The following is a 19,927-nucleotide window of genomic DNA, read 5'->3' as shown; positions in this document are numbered from 1 at the left end:
GCAGAAAGGTTACTAATATGGAAAACTTAAATTATGTCATTCACTTGTTTCATAGCGGCGGTTATGTAATGTATCCATTATTACTCTTGTCTTTCATGGTTATCGCTATCGCTGCAGAACGAGCTTTCTACTATCGCAAATATGCCGGTAAAACTTTTGTTGTTACCCATGCAGTCAATGAACTAGCAAAATTACAAAATTGGGCAGAAATTGATAAAGTAATCAAAGAAAACCCATCTATTGCGAGCCGTATTGCAGAAGCAGGTTTAAATAATGCTTCTAGCGAGGAAGCTATGAAAACAGCCTTTGCTGACCAAATGGGTGTAGATGCAGTAGGCTTCCGTAAATATATGGACTACCTTAGTGCTACTGTTACAATCTCTCCATTATTGGGCCTATTAGGTACAGTAACAGGTATGATTGGTTCTTTCAGTATCCTCGACTCCGGTGCGGGCGCATCTGCTATCACTGGTGGTGTTGGTGAAGCCCTCATCGCTACAGCATCTGGTTTGTGCGTAGCCATCATGGCCTTTATTGTATACACAGTATTTAGTCATCGTTTGGATTCTATCATTAACCAAATTGAAAATATGTGTGTTAGCATTGTTAGCGCTAAACGAGAAGGGTGGAAATAATTATGAATTTGCAAAGCTTTCGTATGAAAACTAAGCCGGAATTCATGATCATTCCAATGATTGATATCATCTTCTTCTTGTTGGTATTCTTCATGATGAACAGCTTACAAACAGTGGCTCAAAAAGCATTATCTGTACAATTACCACAAGCTACTAGTGCATCTGCACCGGCTCAGTTGCCAGTTGTATTTACACTTGATGCGGAAGGGCATATTACAATTGATAACAATCCAATGAGTATTGATCAAGCAGAAGCTATGATTAAACAACGGATTCAAGAAAATCCTAACGCTAGTGTTATCTTACAAGCCGATAAACGAGCAGCTCATGGTCAAGTAGTCGCGATTATGGACATGCTAAAACAATCTGGTGTTAAACGCTTGGCTATTGCAGCTGAACAGAAAGGATAACTATGGGACTAGGCATATCATGGAAAAAAGCAGCCATTATATCCGCCGTAGTTCATCTAGTTGCTCTATTTATTGCAGTTATCTTTTTCGTAGTGGTTCCAGCGATTCAAGAAATGGAAACCTATGAAATCGACCTCACACAAAGTGTTCTCGATGATGGCGGCAGTGGTCATGCCGGCGGTGGTGGCGGTAATAGGTCAGACCTGTTCCCTAAACCATTATCGGCTGATGAAGTAGCGGCAAGAACAAAGGCTGTTGTAGCAAATGTTGATCCATCTCCAGCAACAGATATTCCTGATGCAGTAGATGTAGCCAAAAAAGGTGGCGAACATAAAGGTAATACCTCTGGCGATAATTCCACAGGGGGTTCCGGCCCCGGACATGGTGGCGGCTCTGGCGGTGGAAACGGTACAGGTGATGGTACTGGCACTGGTGATGGTCAAGGTCAGGGGAATGGTAAGGGTGACGGCACTGGTAAAGGTGACGGTCATGGTACAGTGAAAGCTGTATTTGATAAGGCCGGCTTCTATGCTGCAGTAGATAGCCAAAAACAAATTCCTTATGCAGCGATTAAGCGTAAAATGAATGTAGATACTACCATTTTGGTATCGGCTCGTTTAGATACAGAGGGTAACTTAATTAGCGTTTCACCATTGAGTGGCGGTGATGAGCTCTTTGTAGAAGCTGCCCTTGATGCAGTACGCCGTGCCACACCATATCCAAATCCTACAGGTGATATACAACCGGTAGAGGTTCCAGTACATTTTGTTGTACAAGCTGATGGTGAAGATGAAGAAGAATAGACCTATTTTAGTAATATACTCATCCAAGAATTAAAGGAGCTAATTATGAAATCAATTATTTTATATTCTTCCCTCACGGGAAATACAAAAAGTGTTGCAGAAGCAATGGCTTCCGTAATGCCTGAAGGTACACCTTGCGTTCCTGTTAAGGACGCACCTGAAAATTTAGCTGATTATGACACCGTTTTCGTAGGTTTCTGGGTAGACCGTGGTACAGCAAATAAAGAGGCTGCAAAATTGATTGAAACCTTAACAAATCCTAACATCGTATTCTTTGCCACATTAGGCATGTATGCAGATTCTGATCACGCTCGTGAAAGTATTGAAAAAGCATCTGAATTACTACAAAATAAAGAGTCCCTTGTAGATGGCTTCGTATGCCAAGGTAAAATTGATCCGAAAGTCATCGAAATGATGTATAAAATGTTCCCACCTGGATCTGCTCATGGTCAAAGCCCTGAACGCGATGCCTTACATAAAGCGGCTGAAACGCATCCAGATGAACAAGACTTTGCAATTGCAAAAGAATTTACGAAATCTGTACTTGCAAAGTTGCAAGCCTAAACTGAAAGGGGATTGGAGTATGAGTTTAGCAAGTTTCTTTGAATCCATTCCGGAGAAACAACGCAATCTACAATTAGGTTTAGAATGCGATAATCCGATGAGTGGTGCCTTCCCTCATAAACGTGTTGTTCATGCAGGGCTAAATGGTATCTTAGTTTCGCCAAAGGAAACACAAGCCGTTTGGGATACATTAATGAATGGCACACCTAAAAAGAGTGAAATGCAATGTGCCTATATTCACATTCCGTTTTGTAAGACTAAATGCACATATTGTGGCTTCTTCCAAAATGGTACGAGTCAAAGTGTAGAGGACCAATATATTGATGGTCTTGTTAGCGAGTTAAAACTAGCTAGTGAGCGTCCAAGATTAAAAGATGGATTAATCCACGCCCTATTTATCGGTGGTGGTACACCAACATCGTTATCTCCATCAAACTCGGAACGATTGTTGAAAGCAATTAAAGAGTATTTGCCACTAGCTAACGATTACGAGCTTACCTTAGAAGGTCGTATTCACGATTTGATTCCTGAAAATCTCGATGTGTGGATGGCAAACGGCGTAAACCGCATGTCTATCGGTGTACAATCTTTCAACACAGAAGTTCGTCAAATGGTAGGCCGTCTAGATACGAAAGAAACCGTATTAGAACGTCTAGCAGCATTAAAGGCCTATGGTCAATGCTCTGTTGTTATCGACTTAATCTATGGTTTGCCTGGTCAAACTATGGAGGTTTGGGAACAAGATTTAGCTGATTTAGTAAGCTCTGGCGTAGATGGTGCTGACCTATATCAATTGAACGTATTTGATGGCAGTGATCTTAATAAAGATATTGCAAAAGGTAAGGTGCCAGCTGCTGCGACAACAGCAATGCAAGGGGATATGTTCAAATTCGGTCGTAAGTACCTTGATGAGCGTTCCTATCGCCGATTAAGCGCTGCTCACTGGAGTGCTAATAATCGTGAACGTAGCTTGTATAATATCTTGGCTAAAGCGGGCGTGCCTATGTTCCCATTTGGTAGCGGTGCCGGTGGTAACGTCGATGGGTACGGCATGATGTTGCATCGTGCATTAAAGCCATACGAAGATATGGTTAGTCGCGGTGAAAAACCATTCATGGCTCTTATGAAACAAAGTGAGTTACAACCCGTCGTAAATCAAGTGGTAAGCCAACTTGAACAAGGGTTCCTCAATATTATGAGTTTGGTAACACTAGATCCAAGACTAGAAGAATTAAACTGGCTCTATAAATTATGGGAAGAACGTGGTCTTGTAGCTTACAATGGGTTACTCTATAAATTGACTGCAGCTGGTGAATTCTGGACGGTAAACCTTACACAAAGTACCTTGGAGGCTGTGGAGTATATCATGACTGGTAAAAACTCCTTCGCTATGGAAGCGGTGGCCGCCCAAGATACGAAAACAACATCTAAAGATAATCCTAACCAAGAGGTACGTGGTATTGGTCAAGGTAAAGCTAATATTTCCGTACCAACAGATGAAGATTCCGAAGCACAACGCAAGGAAGCCCTTATAGCTAAGGCAAAAGCAGAAATCGCAAAAAGCGGTGCATCTGGTGAGTCAGCAGAGCGAATGGTAAAGGCTATGTACAATTTGAGTGCTGATGAAATTGAATATATGATGGAACGTATGATGTCTTAACCTGTTATATTACACCTTATATCTAACAACCTTTCTCACACACAACATATACTAAATAAGACAAACTACGTGACATACAGTACACTTTGTACTACAAAGTAGCCCCAGACCATGGTCTGGGGTTTACTTTTTATAAGGTGAAAGGTATTCTGTAACTATAAGAAGTAATATTGTTGTATGAATAGTTATGTTTTCGGAGTTAGGAGATTAGTATGAGTACATTTCCTCAAAAACATATAGATATTGTTGGCATAGGTGCCAGTACATTAGATCGATTTATCGTCGTCGATCATTATCCTACAGGCCGTGAGGTACAACAAGTCGTATCGTCTACTACAGATGGTGGTGGGCCAGTGGCTACAGCACTAGCGGTGGCAGGAAAATATGGTGCCCGTACAGCTATGATTGATAGCATTGGTGAGGACATGGTAGGTCGTCATATATTAGATGACTTTGAAAAATATAATGTTAATACAGAGGCAATTCAAGTTGAACGCGGTGCGAAGAGCGGTGTGGCAACAATCCTCGTAAAACAGAGTACTGGTGAGCGTGCTGTATTTTTTGAACGGTCTACTGCAACTGAGCCTGAGTTTTTAGATACCCATAAGCAGCTGATAGGATCTGCCTATATTCTGCATATCAATGGTCGACATCGCCAACTCATGCGCTCTGCTATGGCCGTTGCAAAAGAGGTAGGCACTATCATTTCTTTAGATGGTGGTGCTCAGCGTTACGATGAAGACATGAAGCCTATTACTGAAGCCAGTCACATCGTTATCGTAGCTCGTGATTATGCTGAAAAATATACGGGCACAACTAATCTAAAAGAGGCTTGTCGTATCATTCATGAACGAGGTTCATGTATTGCAGGTGTTACGGATGGTGCAAATGGTAGTTATTTTGTTTGGCCTGATGGAACATTTTATCGATGTGAACCATTTACTCAATCTACCGTAGTAGATACAACGGGGGCTGGGGATAGCTTTCATGGTGCTTTTCTAGCTAATTTAGTATATACAATTAATCATATGAAGGGGCAAGACACAACTTCGACGACTAAGCATGACCGTGCATCTATACATGCTGTAGAGTTGCTCAAAGCTTGTGCACATTCTGATTTAGAGAAGGCCGCTATTTTTGCATCTGCAGTAGCTTCTTTAAATACACAAGGCATAGGCGGGCGCAGTCCACTACCAACGTTAAAGTCAGTGCAGGAACTAATAGGATAGGACTATAGTTATGTGGAAAAATACTTCAAAAAATCAAGTTCAGCAATATATGCAACAAAATCCTTATCGCCTATTAGCCCTTAGCTTTTTTGCTACCATGACTATAGGGACGATATTACTCATGTTGCCCATATCACATGCTCAAGGCCTTAGTACAACGCTTGTAGATGCAGCTTTTACCGCAGTATCTTGTGTTTCTGTAACTGGATTGTCAACAGTAGATACCTATCATCATTGGTCCTTGTTTGGCAAAATCGTCATGGTAATCCTTATCCAATTAGGTGGTTTAGGGATTGTTTCCTTTACCACTATTATTGCTCTAGTATTAGGGCGACGGGTAGGTCTGAAAAATCGCGTGCTTTTGTCAGAAGATGTAGGGCAAGATGGCATGAAAGGGCTTCTACACATTACGAAGAAGCTAACCATTTATACCTTTTGTGTCGAAATAATTGGGGGTATTATCTATACCATTCAGCTATATCCCTATATTGGTGATGCTGCTTTATATACGGGGATTATGCAATCTATTTCCAGCTTTTGTAATGCAGGATTTATATTCTTTGATAATGATCTACCTTATGCTATGGTGGGCGATGTATTATTTAATATGAATACAATGGCCCTTATTGTAATAGGTGGTTTTGGGTATCTCCCGACTTTTGATATTTGGTCGCATCGCAAGCTACGACGATTTGTAGATTTAAAACTACATACAAAAATAATGTTAGTTGGTACAACGGCGCTCATCCTTTTAGGGACTATTATTTTCTTGGGGGTTGAGTGGGCGAATCCCAAAACGTTTGGTCCTTTACCTATATGGAACAAGATCATGGCATCTCTGTTTCAATCGATTACACCTCGTACAGCGGGGATTGCAACTGTAGATTATAATGATTTACATCCAATTACACTGTTTATTACCATCATTTTTATGTTTATTGGGGCAGGTCCTAACTCTACAGGGGGCGGTGTTAAGATTAGTACTATTGCCGTCGCTTTTCTAGCATCGCGTACATTATTTAATAACCGTTCTGATACAGAGGTTTTTGAACGTCGTATCTCGTTGATTACTGTACTTAAGGCAAATGGGATAATCTTTTTATCTATCCTTTTTGTTTTATTTGCTACTTGTTATTTGGCTTGGGATGAGCCATATGACTTTATTCGACTGCTTTTTGAGGTAACTTCTGCCTTTGGGACCGTAGGTCTTACAACGGGTATTACACCTAATTTATCTGAAAGTAGTAAATGGGTGTTGATGCTTGTTATGTTTACAGGTCGTGTAGGGGTTATGACTGTTATTGGTACTTGGGCGCTAAGAACGGCACCGACTAAACCAATTAGCTATGCAGAAGAGCGTGTATTGTTATAAAAATAGATTAGATTGAATATAAAAGAGGTCATATATGAAACATAAAACGATAGCAGTAATAGGTCTTGGTCAATTTGGAGGCACTGTTGCCAAGATGTTAGCTTCCATGGAGCATGAGGTATTAGGTGTAGATATTGATCCAGAAGTTGTACAGAAAATTTCGCCATTTATAACACATGCTATAGTTGCAGATACAACTGATGAAGAGGCAATCAAAGAATTGGCCCTAAGCCAGTTTGATATGGTTATTGTGGCTATAGGTGGAAATCTTCAAGCTAATTTAATGACAGCTATGCTTCTTAAAGAATTAGATGCACCTAAAATTGTGGCCAAGGCTGAAAATAATATACAAGGCAAAATGCTTCATAAAATAGGTGTAGATCAAGTGATTTATCCTGAATACGATATGGCATTACGCCTTGTACAGTTTTTAACTAGAGACCATGTGATGGATTATTTACAACTATCTAAAAACATTAGCCTCATAGAAATTAAGGTGCCAACATTCTTGGTGGGGTCTAACTTAAAGGATTCTAATTTGCGTGAGAAATATAATCTTAATGCAGTAGGCATAAGACGCGGTGAAGATTTAGAAGTTCCACCAAACCCAAGTACCATTCTCGGTGAAGATGATAAATTATTAGTCATTGGGAATAATTCTGATTTAGATGCATTAACGATGTAGTGAGTATACGAAAGAAATATAACTATATCGAAAAATTGTGATATAATTAGAGTAGAATTCAGTATAGGTCATACGTATTCGTATGGCCTTTTTACATAGAAAAGAAGGTTATTATGACAGAGGAACAATATATAACAGCGCTGACCAATAACCCACATGGGATTCGGAATATTCCAAACCCAACGGAAACGATGCAGCTTACCTGTGTAGCTCAAAATGGTATGTTGCTTCAATATATCAAAGACCCTACTCAAAAGGTTATTGAAACGGCGCTTTCACAAGCACCACGAGCAATACAGTTCGTAGAAAACCCTACAGAAGAATTGTTAAGTGCCTTAGTTGAAAAGGATTGGGCTATTTTAGAATATATAAACAATCCGTCTGACTCGCTAATTCGAAGTGCATTAGCACAATCTGGTTGGGCCATTCGCTATATAGCAAATCCGTCAGAAGAGTTGCAATTAGAAGCGGTAAAGGCAAATTACGATGCGCTACAATATATTAAAGAACCTAGCGAAGTAGTCCAATTACAAGCTGTACAGGAAAATTATTTAGCCTTGCGCTATATTAATGAGCCAAGCGTAGCCGTGCTAGAAGCGGCCGTGAAACAAGATCCTCAGGCGATGCGTCAAATTACAAATCTTTCAAAGGAATTGGCATTACACCTATTTAAAGTGAGTGCACCTATCTTAGGCTATATTCCTAATACATTAGGTGTTACGGTGGATGAAATTAAGGCTATTATCGTAGAAGCTATTTCTAGTGATACCATTGATGCGGACTATGTTCGTGAATTGATCAATAATAAAGCTATCGGTGGACGCCAATCTAAATGGCCTATCGATCTATTGTCACTCATTGATGCATACGGCACTAGAGCAGTAAAGAAAATTGCAGTAGGCGAATATTTGAAGTATTAGAACGGAGATACAATGAACTTTATAGATACAATGGCGAGCGTTGAATTAGTGCTTGCCGCAAATCAAGTACCATTGCTCGTCGGTGAAACGGGCATCGGTAAAACATCTCTCGCAGCGCGCGTAGCAGATGTACATGATTGGGAACTCGTTACTATCGACGGTAACCTTTTAAAAGAAGGTGAAATCGGCGGTTTACCTACGGTGGAAACTGTGACGCACACAGATGGTCATGGCCGCACTCGTGAAGTGAAAACTACGGTATATGCTGTGCATCATACGTTAGAACATGTGGCACAAGCCGTAGATAAAGGCCGCCAAGTATTGCTGTTTATCGACGAAATTAACCGTGCGGAACATGCGGTACAACAAGAGTTGATGAACCTTATCTTGAACCGTGAAATCAATGGTTTCTCCTTGAGTGATCAAGTGCGTATTATCGCCGCTATGAACCCTGAGGATTCCTTTGATTACCAAACGATTGATATGGATCCAGCCCAACAAAACCGTTTTGTATGGCTCTATATGCATGCGGATTACATGCAATGGATCGACTGGGCTATCGGCGCAGGTATTGAAGAAAAGGTTATCGAATTCATTTCTTCTTATCCTGAATATTTAAATCAACGCCACGAAGACGATATTGATGCCACACCTCGTTCCTTTGAACGCGTATCTGGACTATATACGATTTATAAAAACCAAGAGGGTTCAGCTTATAGTCGTGACGTATTTATGAATGTTATCCGCGGTAACGTTGGTAAACTTATTGCAGAGGCTTTCGTAAGCTTTATCGAGTCCGATCAAGAACCGCTCATTACCTTTGATGATGTATTAGGGGCAGTTCAAAAACCAGGTGCTATTATGTCTATGGCTGAACAGGTTAAAGGTGAAAGCCCAACTCGTCTATATGTAGCGGCTAAAAATATGTTGCATCGTTTAAATCGCAATAGTAATGCAGAGGAAATTCATCACTTTGTGGAATTCTTAACACTATACCCAGGAGATTTGCGTGTAGCAGTTATGAAAGATTTACGCAACACTTATGAGCGCGTATACGCCTATGCCATTGAAGATGACTTGTTCGTCGATACCTTCTTTGAAGCACAAAAATAGTTCCAAATAAAATCTGATGTTTAATGAAAAGGAGGTGGAATGATGCAACGAAATTTAGATAAGGACGATATTCGCGATGCGTCTGACCTACTGACGCATATTGATGGTTGGGAAAAGACTGGCTCTTATGATGTGGATGCCATTGAGGCTCTCGATCGTTGGCACGCGAAACGAGAGCGGATTCATCGCGAAGCAGAGGCTTTATATGCGCAAATATATGCAACCTATGAGGCCTATGTAGATAGCTATGAAGAGCAGCATCATAGTATGGCACCAGAACGTATAGCAGCGGACTTGATGAACCATAATATGTCTGATAGCCATATTGGCACTATTGGTCGAGCTCTTGAAGATATAGAGGTAGAAGGCACAAATCTTGCCGTTATGCAGCAAGCAGTTATGACACCTGCCTTTGAGCAACGATTATGGAATATTTTGCATGATGTAAATAGCCTACTCCTTGAAGAGGATCAATTCTTTGGTTATTTCTATTTGCAAATGGCTCATCGCATTCGCTTTGATATGACTAGCGCTTTTGGTATTACCCTAAAACAAGGGGGCTATGTACTTTATGTAAATCCGTTTATCTTATTACGCCAACCGCCGGATGTAATGAAGGACGGTATTAAGCGGGAAATTCTTCATATCATTTCGGCTCACTTGATGCGGGTGAAAGCATTAAGTCAAGGCTTTCACAAAACAGCCGTTCACATGGCCATGGATATGGTGGTAAACGATTATCTTGAACATGTGGACCGTGATGCGGTAACGGTAGCTAATGTGAATGAGCGCTTTGGTTTATTGTTAAAACGGTTCCGTACCATTGAGTACTATGCTAAGGCTATCGACAAGGTCATGAAAGAGAAGCCTGATCTCTTTGTGCCTATCGACAATGCAGAAACGGCAGTAGCCATGGAGTTTGATCCTCAAACAAGTCATGATATTTGGGATGAATCTGATTCTATTGACACCGATACTATGGATCAAATTACGGAGCGTTATATTAACGAAGCCTCTAAAGGCGATATGGAAGGCTATGTGAAAAGTCTCATCGATACGTTTCAAAAGACGCGTCGAGCCTTGCCTTGGTATTTTTACCTTAAAAAATTGATGGGTAAGGTAGCCAGCGGCTACAAAAAAACGACGATGCGTTGCAATCGTCGTCAGCCAGAGCGCCTCGAATTATCTGGTACCTTGCGACAACATAAGGCGAATGTATGGGTAGCCCTCGATATGAGTGGTAGTATTACCGATGTTGAGTTTACCAATGCATTAGAGCAAGTATTGCAAATCGTGCATGCCTATAATCACCGCATTACCGTAGTAGAATGCGATAACGAAGTGCGTCGTACCTATACGATGGAATCGGTGAAGGACGTTAAGCCGCGCCTCGATGTGCGTGGTGCCACAGCCTTTGCACCTGTGTTCTCTTTAGCTAATCAAAATCGTGTGGATTTACTAGTTTACTTTACGGATGGTAAAGGAGAGGAGCGCCTCCGGGAAGCTCCAAAAGGCTATAAAGTACTTTGGGTACTGACAGGTGAGAACCCTCAATTATCTTTGCACAATCCATATGGTTTAGTTCGAGAGCTAGGCTATGTAGGTGTAGATGAAACACAAGATATTGATGAGTTTGTACGCATGTCCAATCGTGGTGGCTTCTCCATGGCAAACCAAGAATTCTAGGCCAATAGGAAATCACTTTATTTCATTAGGTTTTGTTTAGGACCTAACAATAAAAAAATGACGCAATTCCAATGAATTGCGTCATTTCTATGTCATGTTTTGGGATTAGCTATTAAGCTCGATAGAGGAACCTGGATCGATAATGAGGGCTGTTTGATTGTATTTGCCTTCAACTAAGCTTGTAAATACACCTGGTTCACGGTCGATAACAGGCCATGTTTTGTAGTGAATTGGAATGGAGATACGCGCTTTTACATAAGAAGCGGCAAGAGCCGCATCTTCAACGCCCATCGTGAAGTTATCACCAATAGGAAGTAATGCGTAGTCGATATCGCCAAAGCGATTCAATAATTTCATGTCGCTAAAGAGTGCTGTATCGCCAGCGAAGTAAAGAATGTCGCCGTAGAAGTCTACGATGCAACCTGCTGCATGACCGCCTGGGATACCAGCGCCGTGGAAGGCAGGAACCATGCGAACAGAACCGAATTCGAAGTCGAATTTGCCGCCTAAATGCATAGCATGAGCACGGCAACCAGCAGCAGCTGCTTTACCTGCTACCTCTGCAGTAGAGATAACGAGGGCATCATTTTCTTTGGCGAGGTACTCTGTATCGCCGTAATGGTCGTCATGACCATGGCTAACAAAGATATATTGGCATTTAATATCTTCTTTTTTAGCGATGTCCCATGTATTGCCCGTTAAGAATGGGTCAAAAATCATGGATACATCACCGCGAGTGAGCATAAAGCAAGCGTGGCCGAAATAAGTTAGTTTTGTTTTCATAGGAACACTTCCTTCCTTATACATATAATTGTTAATTCTATTGTATAATATAACTAATGAAAATAAAACTATAGATGATAATTTATGCATGATTAGTAAGGATATAGTATGGATTTAACACATTTTGATCAAGATGGTAATGCCTGGATGGTAGATGTGTCTGACAAGGATATTACATCTCGCACAGCTGTGGCTGAAGGTTTTATTGCCATCAACGACGCTATTTATGAGCGTATCGCAGCAGGTACTATGAAAAAGGGCGATGTCCTTAGCGTAGCGCAACTAGCGGCTATTATGGGGGCTAAACAAACGAGTAATCTCATTCCCCTATGTCATCCGTTGGCATTGACTAAGGTTGAGGTTCACTGCACCTTAGTAGATGGTGAAAGCCCGGCTTGTACCGATGAAAATCACAACAAGGCCGTTAAGGTGAGTGCTATCGTTAAAACAACTGGTAAAACAGGCGTTGAAATGGAGGCCCTTACAGCAGTTCAAGTGGGCTTACTCACCGTATACGATATGTGTAAGGCCATCGATAAAGGCATGATTATGGGCCCTACATACCTTGTAGAAAAAGAAGGCGGTAAAAGTGGACATTTTGTGCGTTCCTTTGTAGAATAATATAGATATAAAGAATAGGGGAACGATAATGGAAATAGTACTTTATGAGCCAGAAATCCCTGGCAATACAGGAAATATAGCGCGTTTATGCGCCGCCAATCACATGACCTTGCACCTTATCAAACCGCTGGGCTTTTCCATCGATGATAAGCATGTAAAACGAGCGGGACTTGACTACTGGCATTTAGTAGATGTGCAAGTCCATGAGAATATTGAGGAACTATATGAGAAATATCCAGATCGTAGATATTTCTATGCTACGACAAAGGCTAAGCATACACATTCCGAGGTCAACTATGAAATCGGGGACATGCTCGTTTTTGGTCCTGAATCGAGAGGCTTGCCTGAAAGTCTTTTAGAAGGCAAAGAGGATACTTGTATTCGCATACCAATGGTCGATGAAGCCCGTTCTTTGAACCTGTCTAATGCAGTGGCTATCATTGCCTATGAAGGCATGCGTCAACTTGATTATCCAGATCTTAAAGCTGAAGGAAACTGGATTCAACCTAAATAATTATACTTTCACTATAAAGGGATATAATATAAGTATGTGTTAAAGGACCTACCAAATCTCTATGACAGGTAGTGTTTCGTACGGTGTTGTTAGAGGAGGATATTATGAACTACGATAAAGCTCATGATTTAGCTCACGCTATGCGTGAATCCGAAGAGTACAAAGAGTTAATGGCTGCTCAAGAAGCAGTGAAGGCTGATGCAGTAGCAACGGCTTTGGTACGCACATTTATGGCACAACAAATGCAATGGGAATACGCTAAGTTGTCCGGTGCTCCAGAAGCAGATGAATTGCAAAAGAAACAAGAGGAATTGATGCCTCAAATTCAAGAAAATGCTGCAGCGACTTCTTATTTGCAAGCTCAAATGCGTTGGAGCCAGATTTCTAATGATATCTATAAAATCATTAGCGAACCAATCACTGAGGGGATGAAAGTGTTAGATCATGGCGAACAACAACAACCAAAACATTAAGGCCTTAAAAGAAGCCTTATTAGAGAAATTACCTAGTACACGTGTGCGAGAACAGGAGCTGCTTTGTCATCATACGACATTTAAAATTGGTGGTCCTGCTGATTTATTTATTGAACCTACGACGATGGATGAGTTGAGCTTTACGCTACGCACCATTCACGAATTACAAGTGCCTGTAACGATTATTGGTTGCGGCTCCAATATTTTGGTGAAAGACGGTGGTATTCGCGGTGCTGTCGTATCGGTTCGACATATGACACAAATCATGGATTGCAATGATAATGTATTATGCATTGGTTCTGGTTATATGTTAAAGGATGCTTCTGAATTTGCTTGGGAAAACGGGCTATCTGGCCTTGAATTTGCCATTGGCATTCCAGGTACGCTCGGTGGTGCTGTATTTATGAATGCAGGTGCTTATGACGGGGAAATGAGCAATGTAGTCACTACAGTACGCGCCGTAGATTTCCAAGGCAATATTAAAGAATACGATGCATCTCACTTAGATTTTGGATATCGTCATAGCGTATTCCACGATAACCATGAGGTTATTGGGGAGGTTGTTATGACGTTACAACCTGGCGACAAGGATGTTATTAAGGCTCGCATGGATGAGCTCACAGAAAAGCGCGAATCTAAACAACCTCTAGAGTATGCTAGCGCAGGTTCAACCTTTAAACGCCCACCAGGGTATTTTGCAGGTACTTTGATTGAACAAACAGGTCTTAAAGGATTATCTGTTGGTGATGCACAAGTATCTCATAAGCATGCTGGCTTTGTTATCAATACTGGCAATGCTAAAGCCAAAGATGTGCTTGATCTTATCAAAGAAGTACAAAAACGTGTATATGACCAACATGGTGTACAGCTAGAACCAGAAGTACGCATGATTGGGGAAGAATAATACAATACTAATAAAAGATTTCTTATGTAACGTTCCTCTTATCTTATTCGAGGCAAGTATCATGAGGAATCTTTTTTATTATCCTATGCTTAGATAGCTAACTTAGCCTTAAGATGAGTCAAAAGTATAATCAAATGTAGAAATTGCCATGATTGGAAATCCTGTACTTCTTTGACTTTTTTCTATAGACTGCGTTATAATTAACTGTTGCCAATTTTGGGAATATACCTACATAGCTACTTTCAAAAGCGCTATGTGATATAGAATATACTGAAGGAATTAAAGGGAGGATCTTATGATTCGCGAAAATCTTCGAAATGTAGCGATTATCGCCCACGTTGACCATGGTAAAACTACTTTGGTGGACGCGTTATTAAAACAAAGCCATGTGTTCCGTGAAAATGAAAAGGTAGCAGAACGCGTAATGGACTCCAACGACTTGGAACGTGAACGCGGTATTACTATCTTGTCTAAAAACACTGCAGTTATGCATAATGGCATCAAAATCAACATCGTTGATACTCCAGGCCATGCTGACTTCGGTGGCGAAGTAGAACGTGTACTTAACATGGTTGACGGCGTATTGCTTCTCGTTGATGCATACGAAGGTCCAATGCCTCAAACTAAATACGTTTTGCGTAAAGCTTTAGAACAAAAATTGAAACCAATCGTAGTTATCAATAAAATCGACCGTCCAGACCAACGTGTTAAAGAGGTTGAAGACGAAGTTCTTGAATTGTTCATGGAACTTGAAGCTGATGATGATCAACTTGATTTCCCTGTAGTATACGCATCTGCTCGTTCTGGTGTGTCTAAAACTAACTGGGATGACGAAGCGGTAAACATGGAGCCATTGTTCCAAACATTGATCGACGAAATTCCTGCACCACAAGGTGATATGGAAGGTCCTCTTCAATTCATGATTACTACACTTGATTACGATAACTTCATCGGTAAAATTGCTGTAGGCCGTATTGTTCGCGGTAAAATGAAAACTAACCAACAAGTGGCTATCATGAATGGTGAAAGCACTCGTAAAGCGAAAATTGGTCGCGTATATACTTATAATGGTTTGAACCGCGTTGAAACTGACGAAGCTGAAATGGGCGATATCATTGCATTCGCTGGTATCGACGATATCAATATTGGTGAAACTGTAGCTGATGCTGAAAATCCAGAAGCATTGCCATCTATCTCCATCGACGAACCAACATTGTCCATGGTATTCTCCGTAAACAACTCTCCATTCGCTGGCCGCGAAGGTGAATTCGTTACATCTCGTCACTTGCGTGATCGTTTGTTCCGCGAAGTAGAAACTAACGTTTCTATGAAAGTAGAAGAAACTGATTCTGCAGATGCTTTCAAAGTATCTGGCCGTGGCGAATTGCACTTGGCTGTATTGATTGAAACTATGCGTCGTGAAGGCTACGAATTACAAGTAGGTAAACCTCGCGTAATCTTCAAAACTATTAACGACCAATTGTGCGAACCACTAGAAGCATTGACTATCGACGTACCTCAAGAATTCATGGGTACAGTAATGGAAAACCTTGGTCAACGTAAAGCTGAATTGACTAACATGGTCGAATTAGCTGGTTACCTTCGTATGGAATTCGTAGTTCCAGCTCGTGGTTTGATCGGTTTTCGTGCACAATTCTTAACAGCTACAAAAGGTAATGGTATCATGAACCATGTATTCCATGGCTATGCACCATATAAAGGTGAAATTCCTTCCCGTACACGCGGTGCTTTGGTAGCATTCGAAAATGGCGAAACTACTCCATATGGTTTGAACTCTGTTCAAGACCGTGGTACATTGTTCATTGGCCCTAACCAAGACGTGTACGCAGGTCAAGTTATTGGTGAAAACACTCGTGAACTTGATATGGATGTTAACCCATGTAAGAAAAAACACGTTACTAACATGCGTTCTAGCTCCTCTGATGAAGCAGTTCGCTTGACGCCACCTCGTATCTTCTCCTTGGAGCAAGCTCTTGAGTGGATCAATGACGACGAACTCGTTGAAGTAACACCAGAAAGCATTCGTATGCGTAAAACAATCCTTGATCGTAACGCACGTGCGAAAGCTGCTAAAAACAAAAAATAATATCTATATAGATAGAAAACGACGCTCCTTAGGGGTGTCGTTTTTGTGTTATAACAGAATAAGAATAGCATTTCATACATGGTAGAAAATAATAGATTTCATTGTTTAGTATGAGTAAGATAATCTCATTTATTATATCCACATGAAAAATAGATGATAATTTTATCAATTATGTTAGAATGGCATACATAGGAGTGTATATATTAACTATGCATACTAACTTGACTATAGGGGTATTAGTATATACGAAATGAGTATAACGCTGTATAATAATAACAAGTTTGTTGAAATAAATTATTGATTATGGAGGTTCTTATGAATAAGAAAATCTTAGCTTCTTTGTTCGCAGTAGGTTTAGCAGCAGGTTGTGTGTGCTCTTCCGTTGATGCTCATGGCGTATTCTTTGCTAACCGTCTAGATGAAAAAGTATTAGTTCTTGGCGAAGGTCCTTTGGATAACGCTTACAAACCTGAAATGGTAACAGGTCTTGTAGGCTATGACAACAATGGTGCAGTAATCCCTGTAGAAGTTGTTAAACATGAAAAAAATATTGCTGTTGTGCCAACAGATAAATTAGGCGTAACAGCAACTAATTTCGACTATGGCTATTGGACAAAAGACAAGGATGGCAAAACTGTTCATAAACCAATCACAGAAGTTCCTGGTGCACAAAAAAGTACACATGCTATCAAATATGACGTTCACTACTGGAATGCAGAAGCAAAACCTTTAGACAATAAAGACGCTTTCATCCAAATCATTCCATCCGTTAACCCATTGACACTTAAAAAAGGTGATACCTATGAAATCCAAGTCTTGAAAGAAGGCAAACCATATGCAAATGCACCTCTTATCAAAGACGTAATCAATGATCTTACTAGCGAAAGCCAAGCTGATGCAAACGGTAAAGCAACTGTTACAGTAAGTGCTAATGGTCTTAACGTAGTAGGTGTTGAAGTTGGCTTCCCAACTCAAATCAAAGGTGAGCAAAACAAATACTTCAGCGCATTGTCCTTCATTATCAATCCTGAATAATTAAGTTTTATTTTACCGAGTGTGTGGATATACAAGACCTCCTAAGTTGGACTTAGGGGGTCTTTTTATATTTTTGTGTCTATGTCGTTCTGTGAGGGTACCAACCTACAAGGTAGGGAAAAAGGAGAGATACTTATGAAATTACAACGTCATGTGTCGGCTGTGATGGCTGCGTTAGTGTTAACTGGCATGTCTTATTCTGCAATGGCTACAGAATTTAATGCTACCAGCGATAAAGCAGAGCAATTGCTAGGCTTAACAATGGGGTCACCAGTACAAACGCAACCTGAGGTTAAACACATAGAGGATACATTAACCGTTAATGTACATGGTAAAAGTTTAACAGAGGCCGGTAAAAGTAAGAATGTTACAGGTATTTATAATGGCTTTGGTTCACAACTAACGGTAGATAAAGACCTTATTGTACGATTAAAGAATGATGCACCAGCATCGAAGAGAGAATTAGGTCATTATTATATGAGTGCAGTCTATGCTGGTTATGGCGGTAAGGTACCACGTCTAAGTAAAGATAACCCTGATCGAGACTATGGTGATACTAATATTCATGTGAAAGGTAATGTGGATATCGATGCTATCGGTGTAGGTTTACAAGCTAATCAGCGCGGTCATATTATTGTTGATGGTGGTGGTCGTATCATTACCCATCCTTTAGAAACATCTGATACGTACTCTGTAGTAGCTGAAGAGGGTGATGTCTATGTAAATGCAGGCTCTGATGGTAAACATCCAGGTACCAAAGACTTGGTTGCTGTTGGTAATGTAGGCTTAATCGATAAGGATTATGGTCGCGATCCAAACCATAATGAAGAACCGACGAATGTTGGTTTAGCTTTCACAACACCAAACTCTAGCCTTACTGGTGCTGTGTTAAATGAATATGCTGAAAGCAATAAAAACCCTCATAATTCTGGTGCAGATATATATCTACAAAATGGTGCTACTTGGAATAATGAGTGGATTGGTAAGGAGCGCCCTACACCTAAAAAAGAACGTCCATCAGGGGATAATGCAGCGTACCTATACAAGGGCAGTAAGGTTCGCAATCTTGTAGGTGGTGTTAACCCAACTGCAGCAGGTAACATTCATCCTATCGATGCTCGACCAATTACGATCCAAAATTACAGCGGTTATGTGAATGCTATTTATAAATCCGGTGTGCCGGCTAGCGATACAGGAAAAGGGCAAATCATCGTTGAACATGCGGCGGATAATAGCCATATTACGATGCAAGGCGACCATTCCGGTAATACCATCGATGATGCAAGCTACAAAAAAGATATTCAAGCATTAGCTGAGAAATTGCAATACACAGGCAATGATAAGAAGCTTAGCACAACAGTTCAAATTAATGAAGGCATCACTACACCTGGTGCTGTTGCAGACCTAGGGGCAAATCATTTTGATTCTCAAGGTCATCTCGTTGTAGATGATACAACAAAGATTACTCGTAGTAGTGAATCATCCTTGGTGAGTGGTACAAAATCAGCCCTTACTTCAACAGTTATGGCGTGGAAAAATAATACTAATGATTTACAACGTCGTTTAGGTGACCTTCGTTTAGCTAATACAGATAAAGGAGTATGGGCTAAATATATAGGTGGTAAATCTAAGGTTACAGATGGCGCTGATGCACATATGACATATAACGGTGTACAAGTAGGCTACGACCATAAAGCATCCAATGGTTGGATCTTTGGTGGTGCTATTGATTACAGTACATCTAGTAATTCATATGCTAATGGCAGTGGCGATGGTAAACTTGGTGGTGTTGCCTTATATGGTACAAAACAACACGATGATGGTCGTTATCTAGATATTATCGCTCGTGGTAATAGATTATCCAACGACTATAGCCTTAACTCTATGAGCGGCCAACGATTAAATGGTAACTACCATACATTTGGTACATCCTTGAGTGCTGAATATGGTAAGCGTATTAAGAAACAAAATGGCTTCTACATTGATCCTAGTGTAGAATTTATCTTAGGTCGTTTAAAAGGTGTATCCTATGATGCGTCTATTGTTGGCGGTGGCTCCATGCATGTTAAATCTGATGCTGTGAACTCTGCTGTAGGTAGACTCGGCATTGGCATTGGCAAAGAAACAGAAAAATCAAATATCTTTGCTAAATTAGCACTAGCTCATGAATTCTCTGGTAAATTGAACACTACATACTCTGCACCAGGTAACCCAACAGTACAAACTACAGTTGACTTGAAGGATACTTGGCTTGATGCGGAAATCGGCGGCTCTTGGAGCATTCGTCCTAGTACATATCTATATAGTACATTCACTAAAAACTTTGGTGCTACCATAGATAATACATGGCGTATCGATGCAGGGGTACGACACAACTTCTAATTAAATATTGCACTAATAGTCCTTATAGCGT

General features: G+C 40.6%; 19 protein-coding genes. 18 read left to right on the top strand and 1 reads right to left on the bottom strand.

The window, feature by feature from the left end; genetic code table 11:
- Positions 1-17: 17 nt before the first annotated feature.
- From KH364_RS06880 to KH364_RS06830, 11 genes are all read left to right on the top strand, one after another.
- The gene (locus KH364_RS06880; protein ID WP_265138623.1) at positions 18-635 is read left to right on the top strand and encodes a MotA/TolQ/ExbB proton channel family protein; all 618 of its coding nucleotides are present in this window, start codon (positions 18-20) and stop codon (positions 633-635) included.
- A 2-nt stretch (positions 636-637) separates the two neighbouring features.
- Entirely contained in the window at positions 638-1,045 is a 408-nt protein-coding gene (locus tag KH364_RS06875) for a biopolymer transporter ExbD (RefSeq protein WP_039969325.1), read from the top strand.
- Between the two features lie 2 nt (positions 1,046-1,047).
- On the top strand, positions 1,048-1,848 hold the full coding sequence (locus KH364_RS06870; RefSeq protein ID WP_273299073.1) for a TonB family protein: 801 nt from the start codon (positions 1,048-1,050) through the stop codon (positions 1,846-1,848).
- Between the two features lie 45 nt (positions 1,849-1,893).
- Positions 1,894-2,412: a flavodoxin family protein gene (locus KH364_RS06865; protein WP_273299072.1), complete on the top strand. Its 519-nt coding sequence runs from the start codon at positions 1,894-1,896 to the stop codon at positions 2,410-2,412.
- A gap of 19 nt (positions 2,413-2,431) precedes the next feature.
- Positions 2,432-4,072 (top strand): heme anaerobic degradation radical SAM methyltransferase ChuW/HutW, encoded by a 1,641-nt coding sequence (hutW, locus tag KH364_RS06860; protein ID WP_273299071.1) that lies wholly within the window; start codon positions 2,432-2,434, stop codon positions 4,070-4,072.
- 212 nt (positions 4,073-4,284) lie between these two features.
- The gene (locus tag KH364_RS06855; RefSeq protein WP_273299070.1) at positions 4,285-5,301 is read left to right on the top strand and encodes a PfkB family carbohydrate kinase; all 1,017 of its coding nucleotides are present in this window, start codon (positions 4,285-4,287) and stop codon (positions 5,299-5,301) included.
- 10 nt (positions 5,302-5,311) lie between these two features.
- Entirely contained in the window at positions 5,312-6,673 is a 1,362-nt protein-coding gene (locus tag KH364_RS06850; protein WP_273299069.1) for a potassium transporter TrkG, read from the top strand.
- A gap of 34 nt (positions 6,674-6,707) precedes the next feature.
- Positions 6,708-7,358, top strand: coding sequence for a TrkA family potassium uptake protein (locus tag KH364_RS06845; RefSeq protein WP_273299068.1), 651 nt, complete (start codon positions 6,708-6,710; stop codon positions 7,356-7,358).
- A 113-nt stretch (positions 7,359-7,471) separates the two neighbouring features.
- On the top strand, positions 7,472-8,278 hold the full coding sequence (locus tag KH364_RS06840) for a DUF4116 domain-containing protein (protein ID WP_273299067.1): 807 nt from the start codon (positions 7,472-7,474) through the stop codon (positions 8,276-8,278).
- 12 nt (positions 8,279-8,290) lie between these two features.
- On the top strand, positions 8,291-9,391 hold the full coding sequence (locus KH364_RS06835; protein ID WP_273299066.1) for an AAA family ATPase: 1,101 nt from the start codon (positions 8,291-8,293) through the stop codon (positions 9,389-9,391).
- A gap of 42 nt (positions 9,392-9,433) precedes the next feature.
- Positions 9,434-11,077 (top strand): VWA-like domain-containing protein, encoded by a 1,644-nt coding sequence (locus tag KH364_RS06830; RefSeq protein WP_337957114.1) that lies wholly within the window; start codon positions 9,434-9,436, stop codon positions 11,075-11,077.
- A gap of 105 nt (positions 11,078-11,182) precedes the next feature.
- On the opposite strand, the gene KH364_RS06825 is transcribed toward KH364_RS06830, so the two are convergent.
- Positions 11,183-11,860, bottom strand: a complete 678-nt coding sequence (locus KH364_RS06825; protein ID WP_273299064.1) for a metal-dependent hydrolase — start codon at positions 11,858-11,860, stop codon at positions 11,183-11,185.
- Positions 11,861-11,968: 108 nt separating this feature from the next.
- Here KH364_RS06825 and moaC point away from each other — a divergent pair, with 108 nt between their 5' ends.
- The 7 genes from moaC to KH364_RS06790 all read left to right on the top strand — a co-directional run bounded on the left by moaC (position 11,969) and on the right by KH364_RS06790 (position 19,896).
- The gene (moaC, locus tag KH364_RS06820; protein ID WP_105098502.1) at positions 11,969-12,481 is read left to right on the top strand and encodes a cyclic pyranopterin monophosphate synthase MoaC; all 513 of its coding nucleotides are present in this window, start codon (positions 11,969-11,971) and stop codon (positions 12,479-12,481) included.
- A 28-nt stretch (positions 12,482-12,509) separates the two neighbouring features.
- Positions 12,510-12,995, top strand: coding sequence for a tRNA (uridine(34)/cytosine(34)/5-carboxymethylaminomethyluridine(34)-2'-O)-methyltransferase TrmL (trmL, locus tag KH364_RS06815; RefSeq protein ID WP_009351231.1), 486 nt, complete (start codon positions 12,510-12,512; stop codon positions 12,993-12,995).
- 104 nt (positions 12,996-13,099) lie between these two features.
- Entirely contained in the window at positions 13,100-13,468 is a 369-nt protein-coding gene (locus KH364_RS06810) for a YlbF family regulator (RefSeq protein ID WP_009351130.1), read from the top strand.
- Entirely contained in the window at positions 13,440-14,372 is a 933-nt protein-coding gene (murB, locus tag KH364_RS06805) for a UDP-N-acetylmuramate dehydrogenase (protein ID WP_273299063.1), read from the top strand. The genes KH364_RS06810 and murB overlap by 29 nt, the downstream gene beginning before the upstream one ends.
- Positions 14,373-14,667: 295 nt before the next feature.
- Positions 14,668-16,479, top strand: a complete 1,812-nt coding sequence (typA, locus tag KH364_RS06800; protein ID WP_265138640.1) for a translational GTPase TypA — start codon at positions 14,668-14,670, stop codon at positions 16,477-16,479.
- A 315-nt stretch (positions 16,480-16,794) separates the two neighbouring features.
- Positions 16,795-17,514, top strand: coding sequence for a DUF4198 domain-containing protein (locus tag KH364_RS06795; RefSeq protein ID WP_105098498.1), 720 nt, complete (start codon positions 16,795-16,797; stop codon positions 17,512-17,514).
- Between the two features lie 135 nt (positions 17,515-17,649).
- Positions 17,650-19,896 (top strand): autotransporter outer membrane beta-barrel domain-containing protein, encoded by a 2,247-nt coding sequence (locus tag KH364_RS06790; RefSeq protein WP_273299062.1) that lies wholly within the window; start codon positions 17,650-17,652, stop codon positions 19,894-19,896.
- Positions 19,897-19,927: the final 31 nt, after the last annotated feature.

Origin of the sequence: Veillonella sp. oral taxon 158 (assembly GCF_018376515.1) — a bacterium.
GTDB classification, from domain to species: Bacteria; Bacillota; Negativicutes; order Veillonellales; family Veillonellaceae; genus Veillonella; species Veillonella rogosae.
The sequence above is the reverse complement of the archived record's forward strand: the minus strand, read 5'-3'. Positions and strand labels throughout refer to the sequence as shown.

Coding starts and splice junctions, on each gene's coding strand:
- KH364_RS06880 (WP_265138623.1), top strand. CDS start 18: ATGGAAAACTTAAATTATGTCATTCACTTGTTTCATAGCGGCGGTTAT.
- KH364_RS06875 (WP_039969325.1), top strand. CDS start 638: ATGAATTTGCAAAGCTTTCGTATGAAAACTAAGCCGGAATTCATGATC.
- KH364_RS06870 (WP_273299073.1), top strand. CDS start 1,048: ATGGGACTAGGCATATCATGGAAAAAAGCAGCCATTATATCCGCCGTA.
- KH364_RS06865 (WP_273299072.1), top strand. CDS start 1,894: ATGAAATCAATTATTTTATATTCTTCCCTCACGGGAAATACAAAAAGT.
- hutW (WP_273299071.1), top strand. CDS start 2,432: ATGAGTTTAGCAAGTTTCTTTGAATCCATTCCGGAGAAACAACGCAAT.
- KH364_RS06855 (WP_273299070.1), top strand. CDS start 4,285: ATGAGTACATTTCCTCAAAAACATATAGATATTGTTGGCATAGGTGCC.
- KH364_RS06850 (WP_273299069.1), top strand. CDS start 5,312: ATGTGGAAAAATACTTCAAAAAATCAAGTTCAGCAATATATGCAACAA.
- KH364_RS06845 (WP_273299068.1), top strand. CDS start 6,708: ATGAAACATAAAACGATAGCAGTAATAGGTCTTGGTCAATTTGGAGGC.
- KH364_RS06840 (WP_273299067.1), top strand. CDS start 7,472: ATGACAGAGGAACAATATATAACAGCGCTGACCAATAACCCACATGGG.
- KH364_RS06835 (WP_273299066.1), top strand. CDS start 8,291: ATGAACTTTATAGATACAATGGCGAGCGTTGAATTAGTGCTTGCCGCA.
- KH364_RS06830 (WP_337957114.1), top strand. CDS start 9,434: ATGCAACGAAATTTAGATAAGGACGATATTCGCGATGCGTCTGACCTA.
- KH364_RS06825 (WP_273299064.1), bottom strand. CDS start 11,860: ATGAAAACAAAACTAACTTATTTCGGCCACGCTTGCTTTATGCTCACT.
- moaC (WP_105098502.1), top strand. CDS start 11,969: ATGGATTTAACACATTTTGATCAAGATGGTAATGCCTGGATGGTAGAT.
- trmL (WP_009351231.1), top strand. CDS start 12,510: ATGGAAATAGTACTTTATGAGCCAGAAATCCCTGGCAATACAGGAAAT.
- KH364_RS06810 (WP_009351130.1), top strand. CDS start 13,100: ATGAACTACGATAAAGCTCATGATTTAGCTCACGCTATGCGTGAATCC.
- murB (WP_273299063.1), top strand. CDS start 13,440: ATGGCGAACAACAACAACCAAAACATTAAGGCCTTAAAAGAAGCCTTA.
- typA (WP_265138640.1), top strand. CDS start 14,668: ATGATTCGCGAAAATCTTCGAAATGTAGCGATTATCGCCCACGTTGAC.
- KH364_RS06795 (WP_105098498.1), top strand. CDS start 16,795: ATGAATAAGAAAATCTTAGCTTCTTTGTTCGCAGTAGGTTTAGCAGCA.
- KH364_RS06790 (WP_273299062.1), top strand. CDS start 17,650: ATGAAATTACAACGTCATGTGTCGGCTGTGATGGCTGCGTTAGTGTTA.